Annotated in this window: 9 protein-coding genes; 3 read left to right on the top strand and 6 right to left on the bottom strand. The window is 66.5% G+C overall.

Annotated elements, in window-relative coordinates; all coding sequences use genetic code 11:
* The coding region (locus G3N99_RS23315; RefSeq protein ID WP_206123574.1) for a tetratricopeptide repeat-containing glycosyltransferase family protein at positions 1 to 1,797 on the top strand (1,797 nt) is incomplete at its 5' end.
* A 291-nt stretch (positions 1,798 to 2,088) separates the two neighbouring features.
* On the opposite strand, the gene vioA is transcribed toward G3N99_RS23315, so the two are convergent.
* From vioA to G3N99_RS23340, 5 genes are all read right to left on the bottom strand, one after another.
* Positions 2,089 to 3,231 carry a dTDP-4-amino-4,6-dideoxy-D-glucose aminotransferase VioA gene (gene vioA, locus G3N99_RS23320; RefSeq protein WP_277396414.1) on the bottom strand — a complete coding sequence of 381 codons (1,143 nt, stop codon included), beginning with the start codon at positions 3,229 to 3,231 and terminating at the stop codon, positions 2,089 to 2,091.
* Positions 3,232 to 3,260: 29 nt separating this feature from the next.
* The gene (locus tag G3N99_RS23325; protein WP_206123575.1) at positions 3,261 to 5,603 is read right to left on the bottom strand and encodes a tetratricopeptide repeat protein; all 2,343 of its coding nucleotides are present in this window, start codon (positions 5,601 to 5,603) and stop codon (positions 3,261 to 3,263) included.
* Positions 5,604 to 5,863: 260 nt separating this feature from the next.
* On the bottom strand, positions 5,864 to 6,163 hold the full coding sequence (locus G3N99_RS23330; RefSeq protein WP_174940091.1) for a flagellar protein FliT: 300 nt from the start codon (positions 6,161 to 6,163) through the stop codon (positions 5,864 to 5,866).
* Between the two features lie 25 nt (positions 6,164 to 6,188).
* Positions 6,189 to 7,691, bottom strand: a complete 1,503-nt coding sequence (fliD, locus tag G3N99_RS23335) for a flagellar filament capping protein FliD (protein WP_174940089.1) — start codon at positions 7,689 to 7,691, stop codon at positions 6,189 to 6,191.
* 132 nt (positions 7,692 to 7,823) lie between these two features.
* A complete protein-coding gene (locus tag G3N99_RS23340; RefSeq protein WP_206123576.1) occupies positions 7,824 to 8,978 on the bottom strand; it encodes a flagellin in 1,155 nt (384 codons plus the stop codon).
* Between the two features lie 520 nt (positions 8,979 to 9,498).
* On the opposite strand from G3N99_RS23340, the gene rpsU reads away from it, so the two are divergent.
* Entirely contained in the window at positions 9,499 to 9,711 is a 213-nt protein-coding gene (gene rpsU, locus G3N99_RS23345; RefSeq protein ID WP_006401410.1) for a 30S ribosomal protein S21, read from the top strand.
* A gap of 165 nt (positions 9,712 to 9,876) precedes the next feature.
* On the opposite strand, the gene G3N99_RS23350 is transcribed toward rpsU, so the two are convergent.
* Positions 9,877 to 12,000, bottom strand: a complete 2,124-nt coding sequence (locus tag G3N99_RS23350; RefSeq protein WP_206123577.1) for a TonB-dependent receptor — start codon at positions 11,998 to 12,000, stop codon at positions 9,877 to 9,879.
* Between the two features lie 226 nt (positions 12,001 to 12,226).
* Here G3N99_RS23350 and G3N99_RS23355 point away from each other — a divergent pair.
* The coding region (locus G3N99_RS23355; protein ID WP_206123578.1) for a PepSY-associated TM helix domain-containing protein at positions 12,227 to 13,094 on the top strand (868 nt) is incomplete at its 3' end.

A 13,094-nucleotide genomic window follows, 5' to 3' on the forward strand; every position in this document is an offset into this window, starting at 1 on the left:
TTCTGCGCGCTCGGCCTGAACCGGCTGGCCGACGCGGAAGCGTGGTGGCGGCGCGCGATCGACGCGATGCCGGCGTTCGAGCCGCCATACGACGGCCTCGGCGCGCTGCTTGTATCGCAAGGGCGCCTGTCCGACGCCGCGGCGCTCCTGCGTCGGCAGCTCGCGTCCGTCGCGCCGTTGCGGGCGTCGCATCATCACCGGTTCGGCAAGGTGCTCGAAGCGCTCGGCCGGCTCGACGAAGCCGAACAGGCGCTCGGGCAGGCGTTGCTGATCGAGCCGCAGGCGGTCGACGTGCTGACCGATCTCGGCAACCTGCTGCGTGTCCTCGGCCGGCAGGCCGAGGCAGAACTCGCGTACCGGCTCGCCATCGCCGTACGCGCCGACTACGTGCTCGCCCACGCCAATCTCGGCGCGATCCTCGTCGACATGCAGCGGCTGCCGGAAGCGGAAACGGCCAGCCGTCAGGCGCTCGCTCTGTGCCCGGATCACCCGGAGGCGCACTACAACCTCGGCGTCGCGCTGCAGAACCTCGATCGCCTGCCCGAAGCGGAAGCGGCCTATCGCGATGCGATCCGTTGCCGTCCCGGCCTGCCGCAGCCGCACAACAACCTGGGCTGCGTGCTGCGTGCCCAGGGCCGCCACGACGAAGCGATGACGGTTTTCGCCGATGCGCTGACGCTCGCGCCGGACATGGCCGAAGTGCACTACAACCTGGGCACCACGTTCGCGTATGTCGGCCGCCACGACGACGCCGAACGCGCGTACCGCCGCGCGCTCGAGCTGCGTGCGGACTATGGCGATGCGCGCTTCGGCCTGGCGACGCTGCTGCTCGGCCTGGGCCGGTTCGACGAAGGCTGGCGGCGCTACGAATCGCGCTACGAGCAATCGACATTCGTGCACCGCCGGACCCGTGAGGTGTTGCCGTGTGCGCAGTGGCAAGGCGAGCCGCTCGCCGGCAAGACGCTGCTCGTCTGGCAGGAAGATGGCCTCGGCGACATGCTGCAGTTCAGCCGCTATTTCGCGGAGTTTCGTGCGCGGCACGCGGCGCGCGTGGTGTTCGCGTGTCAGCCCGCGCTGCATCGGCTGATGGAGACGGTCGACGGCGTCGACGCAGTGCTCGATCACGAGGCGGCGACCGCACAGGCGGCGCAGTTCGATTACTGGACGAGCCTGCTGAGCGCACCGATGCACGCGGGCACGACGCTCGACACGATTCCGCCGCCGGTGCGGCTCGCGCCCGACCCGGTTCGCGCCATGCGCTGGCGCACGCGCCTCGATGCGCTGCCGGCCGGCCCGCGCGTTGGCCTCGTGTGGAAGGGCAACCCGAAGCATCACAACGATGCGCACCGCTCGCTACCGTCACTTGCGTTGTTGACGCCGCTATGGAGCGTCGCAGGCGTGAATTTCGTGAGCCTGCAGAAGGGGCAGGGCGAGGACGAGGCGCGCCAGGCGCCGGGCGGCCTGCCGTTGCTGCACCTGGGTTCGGAGATCGACGATTTCGCGGATACGGCCGCGATCGTCGCGCAACTCGATCTCGCCGTGTGCGTCGACACGTCCACCGCGCATCTGGCCGCGTCGCTCGGCAAGCCGTGCTGGGTGCTGCTGCCGAATCAGGACGTGGACTGGCGCTGGATGCACGACCGCGAAGACTCTCCGTGGTATCCGGGCACGGTGCGGTTGTTCCGGCGCGGGTGCGACGAAAGCTGGATCCAGATGGCAGAGCGCTTGCGTGCGGCGTTTGCCACGCATTTCGCGGCCGGTCGCGTAATGGCGGATGAGGCGGTGCGTGCCGCGTGAACGGATGGTGCAAGCGCTGCCGTCGATCCCGACGATAGTCGTCGCGACTACGGCTCGGCAGTGCGCATTGCGTTCAGCTCGAACCTCTCGCGGAAGATCGCGTTGTCGGCTTGTCCGGTCACGCCAAGGGCGTGATCGACATCGACGAACGAGCAGGGCACCGGGACGACACGCTCGACTGCCGGACGTCGGGCGCCGAACGCAATCTGCCGCGCCTGATCGGCGACCAGCAGGCGCGCGAGAACGGATGAGCGATCTCGTGGCCGGCGATCGCCGCGTGTCAGCGCGCGATCAGTGCGCTATCAGTGCGACGATGCGGCGGACCATGTCGTCCGTGAGTGCAGGGTAGAGCGGCAGGCACAGTACCTTGCGCGCGGCTTCCGACGCGACCGGCAGGTTGTCGCGGTTCGCGGACGGCAGCCCGCGATACATCGGAAATTCCGAAATTAGCGGATGGAAATAGCGACGCGCATATACGTCGTAGTCGCGCAGCTTGCGGTAGAGCGCATCGCGGTCGAGCGGATAGTCTTCGTCGACGAGGATCGGGAAATACGCGTGGTTCGCAACGGTCTGGCCGCCTTGCGGCAGGCAGCGGATGCCGCGTACGTCGCGCAGCAGCGTGCGGTACAGTGTGTCGATGTCGCGGCGACGCGCCAGCGCGCCGTCGATGTGCTGCAGCTGGAGCATCCCGAACGCCGCGTTGATTTCGCTCATCTTGCCGTTGATGCCGGGCGCGACGACCGTGACTTCGTCGACGAAACCGAAGTTCTTCAGGTGGTCGATCCGTTGCTTGGTCTTCGCGTCCGGGCAGATGATCGCGCCGCCTTCGAACGTATTGAACACCTTCGTCGCGTGGAAGCTCAGCACCGACAGATCGCCGTGGGTGAGTATGCTGCCGCCGGCGTTCTGCACGCCGAACGCATGCGCGGCGTCATAGATCACGCGCAGGTTGTAGTTGTCGGCGATCTTCTGGATCGCGTCGACGTCGCACGGATTGCCGTAGCAGTGCACGGGCATGATCGCGGTCGTCTGCGGCGTGATCGCCGCCTCGATGCGCTCGGGGTCGAGATTGAGCGTGCCGGGCGTGACATCGACGAAGACAGGCTTGATGCCGTTCCATAGCAGGGAATGTGCGGTCGCAACGAACGAGTACGGCGTCGTGATCACCTCGCCGGTGATCCGTAGCGCCTGCAGCGCCGTGACGAGCGCGAGGGTGCCGTTCGCGAACAGCGACAGGTGTGGTACGCCGAGATACTCGCACAGCGCGCGCTCGAACTGCTGGTGGAACGGGCCGCCGTTGGTCAGTGTCCGGCTTTCCCAGATCTTCTCGAGGTACGGCAGGAATTCGTTGAGCGGCGGCAGGTGCGGCTGCGTGACGTAGATGCGTTCGTGCGGCATTGACGCGACGGACGATGCGGGCAGGCTGGCGGTCATGATGGTTTCTCTCGATCTTGACGTGAGGGTCAGGCCTTGGCCGTGGCCCGTGCGGTCGCCATGTCGTCGAACAGCGGCGTGTCGAATGTGGTGGCGGGCTCTCGCGCGCACCAGCGGGTCCACATCGTGCGCAGTGCCGACGACAGCCCGGCCGCGACGACAGCCGGCCGGAACGCTGCGGATTCCCCGCAGCGCGCTCGCAGGCCGGCGCGAAGCGCCTGCAGCGCGGCGGTGTCGCGGCTGAGCGCCAGCGCCTTCGCGACGAAATCGTCCTCGTCCGCCGCGATGTACGCGTCGAGCCCGACGTGCTGCAGCCAGCACGCACTCCCGCGCCCGGCCATCGTTGCCCCGGGGATTGTCACGGTCGGCACGCCCATCCACAGCGCATTCAGCGTCGTCGTCGAACCGGTGTACGGGAACGCGTCGAGACAGAGATCGACGCGGTGGTGTTGCTGCATGTACACGGGGGTGCTCGAGCGCCGGTGGAACGTCAGGCGGCTGGCATTGATGCCGGAGGCTGCGAACCATTCGGTCAGCGTTTGCTGGTCGCCGTCATTGCCGATCGCACCGAGCGCCATGCGTGCGGTCGGATCCGCGTGCAGCACGCGCGCCCAGACCTCGATCACGTGCGGGCTCAGCTTGTTCAGACGGTTGAAGCTGGCGTACGTCGTATAGCCGTTGTGCAGCGCTGGCAGCACGTTGACGGGCGGACAGTTCGGCGGCGGCATGAACGGTGCGATCGCGGGCAGCCGCACGATCTGCTCGACGAACTGGTCGTCGAATGCGCCGTGCGGCGCGACGAAGCGATCCGTCAGGTAGTAGTCCATCTGGCTGAGGCCGGTCGTGGCCGGATAGCCGATCCACGAGGCCTGGACCGGCGCCGCGCGCTGCGCCAACGCGACGAGCCGGTTGCGGCCGGTATGGCCCGACAGGTCGATTACGATGTCGATGCCGTCGTTGCGCACGCGTTCGAGGAAGGCCTGGTCGTTCATGCTGGCGATGTTGCGCCAAGTCGTGGCGTGGGCCTTGAAGCGATCGGTCGTGTGATCTTCCTCGAAGTGATTGTGATAGAAGTGCATCGCAATGCCGGGATCGGCCGCGAGATGCTCGATCACGGGCACCGCGTAGGAGGCGACCGCGTGGCTGAACAGGTCGCCCGACACGAAGCCGACCTGCAGCTTCCGCGCCGGGTCGCGCGGGTTCGAGAACACGACCGCGCGCTTGCGCTTGTGATTGTCGTAGCGCTGGCCGAACTTGCGGTGTTCTGCCACGAGCGCCTGCGGGTCGAAGTCGCTGCTGTGCGCGAGACAGAACAGCATGCTGCTGTGGGTGATGCTGTCGGTCGGGTTGATTTCGATCGCGCGCTTCAGCCAGCCCATTGCTTCCCGCGTTGCGCCCAGTTCGAGCAGCACGAAGCCGAGCGTGCCGCATGGCGCGGCGACGCCGGGTGCGAGCTCGACCGCGCGTCGGCAGGCCGCGATCGCTTCATCCGTGCGCCGCAGCGCGAACAGCACGAGACCGCGAATCCGCATGGCCTCAGGGTGATCGGGCTGAAGCTGGAGCAGGCGCTTGCACTGCTCGTCGGCTTCCGAGAGACGGTTCATCACCCGCAGCGTATCGACGAGCAGGATGCGCACGAGCACTTCGTCCGGCAGTAATTCGACCGTACGAAAGCCGGCCTCGATCATCTCCGCGAAGCGGCCTTCCCGGTGATGCGATGCGGACAGCGCGCGCCAGCATGCGCCGTCTTCAGGGTAGTCGGCGACCAGTTGCCGCGCAAGCGCGGTGGCTTCCGCGTGCTTGTTCTTGTCGAACAGCGCCGCGTGCTTTTGCAGCAGCGTCTGATTGGGGCGACGGACAGGCTTGCCCGCGTCGCTCTGCCCCGCTGGGCCGGCCGCGGTTTCCAGGACGATCGCCGTGTCGATGCCGCTCGGAGCGACCGCTGCCGTCGCGAGCACGACGTCGGGCGACGCCAGTTGCGCGATCAGCCCATTGAGCGCCGGACCGTGCACGCCGCGCTGCTGCGCGATTTCAACCGCGATCCACGCGGCGGCCGTTTGCCCGCTGCGATGCAGCGCATGAATGTAGCTGATCCAGTAGTAGCCGTTGTCCGGGTTCGCGCCGATGGCAGCTTCGAAATGCGGCACTGCGTCAGCCGGATGCCCCGTATCGACCATCAGCACCGCGAGGTTGTAATGTGCATCCCCATGCGTGGGCAACGCGTCGAGGATGGCCTCGTACAGCGCCCGGGCGTCGTCGAACGCGCCGCTGCGCTGGCGCTCGAGCGCGTTGTCCATGACGAGCGCAATGTCCTGCGCAAGCTGCTGTTCAGGCGTGAGCGCGGCGGAGGCGGGCAGTTCGGTCGAGAACATGATGAAATCTGCGGAAAGTCGGTCGATACCATTATGGGTAGCGTGCCGCCGCGCCGATGCCGCGAGGTGACGGGAAAAGCCGGGTTAGTTTGGCCGATTGAACGGTCGGCCGAAGCAGGGGCGGCGCGGTGGGTGGCGCCCCAAAAAAAACGCCCGCACGAGGCGGGCGGAGGCGAACGAGCACGCCCTCACTTCAGCGCGTAGTTCTTGTTGTCAGGTTGGTGCGCCGGCGCCGGCAGTGGCGCGGCGCCAGGCGCGCGTCAGCGGCTCGCGACGCTCTGGTACTGGCCGACGGCCTGCACGCGGCCCATCGCCGCCCGGTATTCGTCCGTCAGCTCCTGCTGCGCGCGTTGCGCGTCGGCGAAGATGCGTTCGTTGCTGGCCTGGATCCGGCGGACCGCGGCGATGCCGGCTGGCGGCTGGTCGGCTGCGAGCGACGCGACGAGCGGCTCGCGCAGGTCGACGAGGCGCGCCGCCTCGATCCAGTCGGCCATCGCGGCCGCATGCTCGATCGCGTCGGTGAGCGCCTCGAGTTGGGCGATCAGTTCGGTCTGTTGCATCGTGGCTCTCCCGTCCGGCTAGCGATCAGCTCTTGTTGCTCGACAGTGCGCCGGCGCTGTTCGTGCCGCCGAACAGCTGCGTCAGGTACTGCGAGTTGCTGTTCATCGTCGCCATCAGCGTGTTGAGCGCGGTGAACTGCGCCTGGTACTGACTGGTCAGCTGCGCGGTGTAGTTCGACAGGTTCGTCTGCTGCGTGGCGACGCTCGTCAGGTCGTTGTTGAGCGCCGTCGTGCGGGCGGCGATCATCCCGCCCGTCTGCGTGTAGTTCGTGATGTCGGTCGTCAACTGCTGGCCGATCCCGTTCGTCGAGTTGAACAGCGATGCGACGCCGGTCGGGTTGCTCTGCAGCGCGGAGTTGAGCGCCGTGTTGTCGACCTGCAGCGTGCCGTCGGCCTGCAGCGTGACGCCGATCGACGCGAGGTTGACCGTCGAGCCGTTGCTGCCGACGCCGCTCGCGACGACCGTTGCGAGCGCGTTGCGGATCGTGTTCAGCGTCGAGTCGCCGAGCAGCGGGCCTTGCGACGACGCGCCGGACGAGAAGCTCGACAGCGTGTTCATCGTCGTGACGAGCGTGTTGTAGAGCGTCACGAAGTTGTTGATCGTCGAGGCCTGGGTCTTCGTGTCGGTGGCGATCGTCAGCGTCTGCGTCGTGCCAGCGGCGGCCGAGGTCAGGTTCACCGTGACGCCGGTGATCGCGCTCGTCACGGTGTTGCTCGCGCTCGTTGCGGCGATGCCGTTGATCGTGAACGTGGCGTCCTGCGCGGCCGTGCTCTGCTTCCACGCGGCGCTGCTGTTCGCGGACGTAATGGACGACTGGCCGCCCGTCGTGCTGGCCGTCGACGTGACGCCGAGGCTGGACAGGCCGTTGTCGCCGGACACGTTGCTGACCGCGACGCCGATCGTGTTCGCCGCGCCGGTCGGCGTCGAGCTGAGCACGAGGTGGGCGCCGTCGCTGCCGTTGACGACCGACGCGACGATGCCCGGGTTGCCGGTCGTGTTGTTGATCGCGGCGGCGATGCCGGAAAGCGTGTTGTTGGCGCTGTTCACGTTGACCGTGAACGACTGGCTGCCGAGCGACAGCGTCATCGTGCCGGTGCCGAGCGCCGTCGACGCGCCGAACGCGGCCGACGACAGCGACTGCGACGTCGCGATCTGCGTGGTGTTGATCGAATAGCTGCCGGCGACTGCGCCCGCGCCAGCGGTCGCGGTAATGCCGGTACCGCTCATGGTCGCGGTGAAGGTGTTCTGCAGCGAGCCGTTGGACAGCGTCGTGACGCCGGCCTGGAGTGCGCTCAGCGCTGCCGAAAGGGCGCCGTACGCGGAAATCTGGGTGTTGTCGCTGGACTGCTGCGCGGTGAGCGCGGCGGCCTGACCGGCGACCTTCGCATTGACGAGTGCCGTCACGAGCGAGTTGACGTCCATCGACGAGTTGCCGGTCGAACCGCTGATGATCGATTGGGCGGCTTGCTGCAGCGCGCTGTTGGCCGAGCTGTTGGCGGCGGTGACGGCGGGATTGATCGTCGACATCGTAGTGCTCCGTGCGGCGGGTGATCCGTGAATCGGGGGATGAGGGCCTGGCGGCGGGGCGGGGCCCCGCGCGCCAAGCGCTTGCGGCCGGGCCGCGCATTACGCGGGGCCCGGCCGTGGGTTGCTACTCGATTACTGCAGGAGCTTCAGGACCTGCTGCGGCAGCGAGTTTGCCTGTGCCAGCACCGAGATGCCAGCTTGTTGCAGCACCTGGTTCTTCGACATGTTCGCCGTTTCCTGCGCGAAGTTCGCGTCGGTGATCTGCGACTGTGCCGACGACAGGTCGGTCGATTCTGCCTGCTGTGCCGTTGCGATTGCCGTGAAACGGTTTTGTGCCGCGCCCAGTTGTGCCTGGACGTTGTTCACCGTTTGCAGCGCGTTGTCGATCGACACCATCGCGACGTTTGCACCGCTGACCGTGCTGATGTCGAGGCCCGACACGGTTGCCGGCTTGTTGACGGCGTTGATCTGCGCGACGGCGTTCGTGATCGCGGTGAGCGACGCTGCCGACATGCTCGAGCTGGTTGCGCCCGCTTGGATCGACAGCGCGCCGACTGCCGTGCCCGTGCCGGTCGTTGCATTTGCGCCGAACACGGACTGTGCAACGGATTGCGTGATGGTCCCGCCGTTCTGGTCGGTGAACGTGTAGCCGCCTTGACCGTCCGACAGCACGTTGATCGCGGTAATCGCTGCGCCCGACGACGTGTACGCGCCGGTGTTGTCGAGCGTCAGGCCCGTTACCGTGCCGACCGTCTGACCCTTCTGCACCAGGCCGCCGCCGATCTTCGCAGCCGACATGCTTTGGCTCAGGTCCAGCGAAATCGTCTGGCCGACGTTTGCGCCGACCTGGAACGACACGATGCCTGCGTTGCCGTTCAGGATGTTCGTGCCGTTGTACGTCGTTTGCGACGCGATACGGTTCACTTCCTGGATCTGCTGCGAGACTTCCTGTTGCAGTGCTGCCTGGTCGGTCGTGGACATCGTGCCCGTCGATGCCTGAACGGCCAGCTGGCGGATACGCTGCAGGCTGTTCGTCAGCGACGACAGTGCGCTCGATGCCGTTTGAATCATCGACACGCCGTCGTTCGCGTTCGACACGCCCTGGTTCAGACCGTTGATCTGGGTCTGCATACGGGTCGAGATCGCGAGACCTGCTGCATCGTCTGCTGCGCTGTTGATACGCTTACCCGACGACAGGCGGGTGATTGCCTGCGACAGGGCGTTTTGCGAGCCGTTGAGGTTCTGCTGTGCAACCAGCGAGTTGATGTTGCTGTTAATTCCGAGCATGGAAATTCTCCTGTTTAAGCCGAAAGCCCTGAAAAGCCGTTTTGGCGTCGGCGGAAGCACTCGTTCATTGCTGGCCGCCTCAGAGCAGGATTTCGGCGCACCAAAACAAAACTTGAGGGGCGCGTTGAGATTCGGCCCGATTTTTTATCCTTCTTTGTCATTTCGGACGGGCTCCGGCGCGACATCGGATGAATGGGGCCAGAGAATGGCCCAACCACGCAGTCGTTCGCCTGTGCCCACGCGATCGACAAAAGGGTGGTTTTGTCTGTGATTCCCTGCTATGATGGCGGGCTGAATTGAGATTTCTGTCAAGCCTCTGCCGTTTTCGGCATGTCTGCTGGCAGTCAAACGCGGCGCTGCACGCGGCTTGTGAAGCGTACTCGCGGTGCTTTCCGCCTCTCTTTTCCGGCCTCCGAGGCCGTATTTCCGCTCGTTTCGCCTGTTTGTGGGGACGCTCGGATGGCCGGTGCGTGGCGCTTGGCCGCTACGTTTTTGACCGTTTAAGCAATTTAGGAACGACATGACGACGATTCTTCTGAAAGAAAACGAGCCGTTCGAAGTGGCGATTCGCCGCTTTCGCCGTGCTATCGAAAAAAATGGCCTGATCGCTGAACTGCGCGAACGCCAGTCCTACGAAAAGCCGACCGCAGTCCGCAAGCGCAAGAAGGCAGCAGCCGTCAAGCGCCTGCACAAGCGCCTGCGCAGCCAGATGCTGCCGAAGAAGCTCCACTAAGAGCGTCTTACGGTTCGCCGCGAAACGGCGGAGCGTGCTTCGAAAGAAGCCGCTCCGCCGTTTTGCTTTTGGGGTCCGGGAAAATCCCGAGGCCCGAGACCGCTAAGGTGCGGCCGTTCTGGCTGATGGCCGATGGCCGGCGGTTTGCAGCCGCCGGCCCACTGGTCAGAAGTCGATCTTCGCGTTCAGGCTCACCGTGCGCGGGTCACCCGGCTTCACGTAGTCCGCGTACTGGTATTCCCAGTAACGGCGGTTCAGCACGTTGTCGATCGACGCGCGCAGCGTCACGTCGTGGCGGCCGACCCGCGTCAGGTAGCGCGCGCCCGCGTTGACGACGAGAAAGCCCGGCGCGTCGAGGCCGCCAGCCGCGCGCAGCGGCGTCGCACCGGTGAATTTCGCATCGACACCAAGCGTCAGCCCCGGCACGCCCGGCACCGCATAGCCGATGTCGCCGGCGAGCACGAAACGTGGCGCGCCCGCGACCCGGTTGCCGGTGTTGCCGATCCCGCTCGCGTACCACGCGTCGAGCAGCATCGCGTCGACACCCGCGTTCCAGCGCGCGCCCAATTTCGCGCGCGCGCCGAACTCGATCCCCTGGATGATCGATTTGCCGTCCTGCACGTAGACGTTCGCGGCGTTCGCATACTCGGCGCTGCGTTCGATGCGGAACAGCGCGGCCGTCGCGCTCCAGCGCGCGTGCTCGCTCTTGATCCCCAGCTCGTATTGCTTGCTGCGTAGCGGCTTGAGCATCTGGCCGGCGTTCGCGTAGACGTCGTTCACGCGGCTGCCGGGCTCGAGCGATTCGGCGTAGCTCGCGTACGCGGTGGTGGTCGGTGCGAGCTTGAACATCACCGCGAACGTCGGCGTCACGACGCCGTTCTGGCGGTAGCCGGGATCCTCGACGCCGCTCGCCTGGAACGAGCGCTGCTCGTAGTTCATGTAGCGCACGCCGGCGAGCACCGACCACCGTTCGGTGAGCTGCACGGTGTCGCTCGCGAACAGCGATTTCTGCACGATCTCGCTCGTGCGGTACTGGATGAAGCCGTGCGGGCTGTCGTAGCGGTACGGGTTTGGCGCATACAGGTTGCCGGCACCGAGCGGCACGAACACGCTGTTTGCCGAATAGTCGTTCGCCTGCTTCTGCCACGACGCGCCGAGCACGATCTGGTGGCTGAACGGGCCGGTGCGCACCTTGCCCTCGACCATCGCGCGCCACTGGCCGAAGCGGTGATCCTCCATCCCGACGTAGCGGCTGTCGGTGTAGTTGCCGGCCGCGTCCTGCAGATACAGCGTGCTTTCGTTGCGGCGGCGCGTCGCCTTGCTGTAGCTGTACGCGACGTCGAGCTGCCAGTCGGGCGCGAGCTGGTATTGCAGCCCGGCCGTATAGAGCTGCAGGTTCGTGTTCAGGTACTGGTCCTTGCCGCCGAGGTTCGTCGTACCGCCGCTGATCGTCGCGGGCAGTGCGCCGCCCGGGTAGCTGCCGGTGAAGATCGACGGCGTCTGGCCCGTCGTGCGGCGGTCCTGGTACAGCGCACCGAACGTCACCGACAGGTCGCGCGTCAGGTTCGCCTGCAGCGCAAGCGATACGCTGTCGCGGCGGATGTTGCCGTCGTTGTAGGTCTTGCCTTCCTCGTGCGTCGCGTTCAGCCGCGCGCCGAACATGCCGTTCGGCCCGAAGCGCTGGCCGAGATCGACGTGCTCGGTCCACACGTTGGTGCTTCGGTAGCCGACGTCGACGCTGCGTACCGGTTCGACGCCAGGCTGCTTCGTCACGTAGTTGACGACGCCGCCGGGCGTCACGAAGCCGTACAGGAAACCGCCGAGCCCCTTCAGCAGCTCGACGCGGTCGAGCTGTTCGTACGGCATCGTGATCCCGTACGTGACGAACGGCAGCCCGTCGATCTTGTAGCCGTTCTGCCAGTCGAGCTGCATGCCGCGCACGGTCATGTAGCTGGCCCACGCGCTGTACGCGCCGCTGTTGTCGGACACCGATGCGTCGTTCGCGAACACGTCGCCGAGCTTGTACGGCTGGCGTGCCTCGAGCTCCTCCGACGTGACGATCGTCGTCGAGAACGGCGTGTCGAGCTGGCGGCGCGTGCCGAGCGCGCCGGTGGAGATCGTGTCGGTCAGGTGCTGCGGCGAATCGTGCGCAGCGGTGACGTTGATGGCCGGCAACGCCGTGGCGCCGCCGGGCGAATCATCCGCGTGCGCGAGCGACGCGGCAAGGCAGGCAAGGGCGGCGGCCACGCGATGTGGGCGGACGGGAGGGCGGGCGAGGCAGACGGTCATGGTGGATGAGTAAAAATGCAAGTAAGAATCATTCGCATTGCGATAAAATGTCGCGCATCGTATCAAAACCCGTCGAACGCGCAACAATTCCATGCCGCGTGCAAGGGCATCCGGTCTCGCCAGTGGCGGCCGGCCGGCTCGTGCGCGGCGCCTGACCTCAAATGACCTGCATCCCGTTGAACCGGGGCCGCTCGTGCCGGCCCGCTTTCCCTTCGCAGTGCGCGCGATGAATGCGTTCCTGCGACCGTTTCTCGTCCGCCTGCATCGCTGGTTCGGCCTCGCGATCGCGCTGTTTCTATTCGTCGCGGGCCTCACCGGCGCGCTGATCGCGTGGGATCACGAACTCGACGCGGCACTGAACCCGGACTTCTACACCGCCCGCAGCGATGCGGCGCCGCTTGATCCGCTCGCGCTTGCGACGCGCATCGAGGCCGCCGACCCGCGCGTGCAGGTGACTTATCTGCCGCTCGCGATCGAGCCGGGGCACACGCTGCAGGCGGGCGTGATGCCGCGCACCGATCCGGCAACCGGCCAGCCATACGCACTCGACTTCAGCCAGATCGCCGTCGATCCCGCGACCGGTGCGGTGCAGGGCCGCCGCGAATGGGGCGCGCTGTCGGTCGCGCGGCTCGACCTGATGCCGTTCATCTACCGGCTGCACTACTCGCTGTTCCTGCCCATGGTTGGCGGGATCAACTTCGGGTTCTGGGTGATGGGCATCGTCGGCATCGTGTGGGCAATCGACAGCCTGATCGCGCTGGTGCTCGCGTTTCCGAACCTGAAGAGCTGGCGCAAGTCGTTCGCGTTCCGCGTGCGGCGCGGCGGCTATCCGCTGGTGTTCGACCTGCACCGCTCGGGCGGCGTGTGGGTGTGGGGGCTGCTGCTGGTCGTCGCGATCACGTCGATCTCGATGAATCTCGCCGTGCCCGTCGTGCGGCCGCTGGTATCGCTGGTGTCGCCGCTCGCCGAGACGCCGTACACGAATCCCGAGCACTTCCCGCCCGCCGCGCCGGGCAGCAAGATGCTGCCGCGCGAGCGGATCGTCGAGATCGCGCGCGCCGCCGGGCGCGACGCGGGGATCGACGCGCCGCCCG

This window comes from Burkholderia sp. Ac-20392 (assembly GCF_017104585.1).
GTDB classification, from domain to species: Bacteria; Pseudomonadota; Gammaproteobacteria; order Burkholderiales; family Burkholderiaceae; genus Burkholderia; species Burkholderia lata.

Coding starts and splice junctions, on each gene's coding strand:
- G3N99_RS23340 (WP_206123576.1), bottom strand. CDS start 8,978: ATGCTCGGAATTAACAGCAACATCAACTCGCTGGTTGCACAGCAGAAC.
- G3N99_RS23330 (WP_174940091.1), bottom strand. CDS start 6,163: ATGCAACAGACCGAACTGATCGCCCAACTCGAGGCGCTCACCGACGCG.
- vioA (WP_277396414.1), bottom strand. CDS start 3,231: ATGACCGCCAGCCTGCCCGCATCGTCCGTCGCGTCAATGCCGCACGAA.
- G3N99_RS23325 (WP_206123575.1), bottom strand. CDS start 5,603: ATGTTCTCGACCGAACTGCCCGCCTCCGCCGCGCTCACGCCTGAACAG.
- rpsU (WP_006401410.1), top strand. CDS start 9,499: ATGACGACGATTCTTCTGAAAGAAAACGAGCCGTTCGAAGTGGCGATT.
- fliD (WP_174940089.1), bottom strand. CDS start 7,691: ATGTCGACGATCAATCCCGCCGTCACCGCCGCCAACAGCTCGGCCAAC.
- G3N99_RS23350 (WP_206123577.1), bottom strand. CDS start 12,000: ATGACCGTCTGCCTCGCCCGCCCTCCCGTCCGCCCACATCGCGTGGCC.